Origin of the sequence: Streptomyces sp. NPDC051104, from assembly GCF_040682835.1 — a bacterium.
GTDB lineage: Bacteria > Actinomycetota > Actinomycetes > Streptomycetales > Streptomycetaceae > Streptomyces > Streptomyces cynarae.
Genome location: NZ_JBFBBS010000078.1, coordinates 11869 through 13783, shown reverse-complemented (window position 1 = coordinate 13783; position 1915 = coordinate 11869). Strand labels below are relative to the sequence as shown.

Annotated in this window: 3 protein-coding genes; 1 reads left to right on the top strand and 2 read right to left on the bottom strand. The window is 65.4% G+C overall.

Annotated features, from left to right (window positions below):
* Positions 1-244 precede the first annotated feature (244 nt).
* Complete coding sequence (locus tag AB0N14_RS38540) at positions 245-793, top strand: SMI1/KNR4 family protein (RefSeq protein WP_366030370.1); 549 nt, start codon at positions 245-247, stop codon at positions 791-793.
* Between the two features lie 329 nt (positions 794-1122).
* Here AB0N14_RS38540 and AB0N14_RS38535 read toward each other — a convergent pair whose 3' ends face one another.
* Together AB0N14_RS38535 and AB0N14_RS38530 are read right to left on the bottom strand one after the other, a co-directional pair.
* On the bottom strand, positions 1123-1401 hold the full coding sequence (locus tag AB0N14_RS38535; RefSeq protein WP_366030369.1) for a hypothetical protein: 279 nt from the start codon (positions 1399-1401) through the stop codon (positions 1123-1125).
* A 207-nt stretch (positions 1402-1608) separates the two neighbouring features.
* On the bottom strand, positions 1609-1915 hold a 307-nt coding region (locus tag AB0N14_RS38530), incomplete at its 5' end, for a hypothetical protein (protein WP_366030368.1).

Genomic DNA, 1915 nt, shown 5'->3' with positions numbered 1-1915 from the left:
CAGCACGACAGGGCTCCCCGATCAGCCCCGATACGCCTGAGCCACACGTTCCAGCGACGACAAACATGGCATCACGTCACATACCGCCCTCTGAGTGCTCTGCCTCCTCCTCGACGCCGTAGGAGGCTGAGATCCGAGAGCCTTTCGGGACATTGCAGGTTCCAGTGCCCGGCCCGGACGGATCACGCATCTGGGGCCACCCGCCCCCGTCATCTGACGATGGCGGGTGATAGCTATGTGCTCCATGGACACTGAGCAGGCTTACTCCGAAGACCTGGCCATGCTTCGGGCGGCCTTTGACACTGGGGAGCCCTTGGGCTGGGAGGCAGTTCGCGCCTTCGAGACGGAACACGGGATCACACTGCCTGAGCCCTACCGGACCTGCGTCGCCGAGATAGCTGACGGCTGCGGCTCCGGTCCGCCAGACTACGGCCTGGTGCCGCTGGCCGAGCTGCCCGATGACTGGGGCGACGATCGCCCAGTCCGGGAGCTAGCCAAGCCGTTCCCGCTGACGAAGATGTGGCTGTGGGAGGAGGACGACCTCCCGGACGAGGAACTCGGCCCGATGCTGGATCCAGTCTTCGACCACGGGTCGATCGTGTTGGGTACCGACGGCTGTGGCATGTACTGGCACCTGATCGTCGCTGGCCCTCACCGTGGACACGTCTGGAGCATCTGCGGCGAGGGTGCCGCACCGTTTGGATCGGAGTTCGGCTTCACCACCGGAGAGTCCGGCTTCGCCGGCTGGGTCCGTCACTGGGTCGAGGGCAAGCCCTGGTCTGACGCGCCGTGACCTGGAGAGGCGGCTTGTGGTGGTCCGAGGCACCCTTTGCCGTGATCACCGCTTCTCGCGACATTACCGATGGTGCAGGCTCCACTGACCACCGCATTAGGAGTTCATTCTTGGCTACATGCGCGCTGCCGCGTTGCTACTCCAAGGGCTCAAGGCAGTCCTCCTGCTACCGCCAGGGTCCCCATGCGTACGGCTCTGTTGCCGTCATCTTCTGCCGTCAGGAACCCGGTTGTTGATGTCAGCCACGGATGTCAGCCCGGCCGGCCAGGCTAGGCGCTGCTCGCCCCCGACGTCTCGGCCCGCCCTCGCCGCAGCCCGACTGATAGTCACTAGATCAGCTTCTCGACCTGGAAGCCAAGACGCTTCAACCAGGCGACTGCGTGATCCTTGCCGCCGCTGAACTCGCCGGGCGCCAGCGGACGGCCCTGATCCCACTTGTGCGCCACTCCGGCGATCGCCTTCGAGTCGTACTCCCGCCCCTCATGCACGAGGACGTACGAACGGGCCTTGCCGAAGTGGTACGTCTCCAGGAACGCCTCGCGGCCCAACTCGTCGTGCTCGGCGATTGCCTTGAGTACGGACGCCCGTGTGATTGCTCCTCTATGCATGGCCAAAGGCTACGGCCGGCCACTGACACGCGTGGCTGGCGTAGCGACTTTGGGCGAAGTCCCCGTCAGTTGTCCCGGCGGGGGCTTCGAGCTGCGTGGACCTGAGGGGATTTGAACCCCTGGCCCCCTCGATGCGAACTATGGGCACTAAGGCCGTTGAGGTTGCTTGGGCTGGTCACGGGAGCTATAGCGGTCCCGAGCGGCCACCTACGGCCGGTGGGGTTGCTGTACTTCCGTGCTGTACCGCATCGCCGTCTTGCTGGATGAGTCCAGCTTCGCCGACAGTGCGGACAACTTGCTGAACTGCTCCAGCCCGGCCGACTTCGCCAACCGCGCACTCAGCGACTCGAACTTGGCCGACCGCGCCGCCATCTGACCGAACGGCTTCAGTGACGCCGCTTCCATCGCCCCCTTGCCAAGCGAGTCCAACCCGGCCGACGCCACCGCCGCCTTGCCAAGCGAGTCCAACCCGGCCGACGCCACCGTCACCTTGGCGAACGAGTCCAGCTTCGCC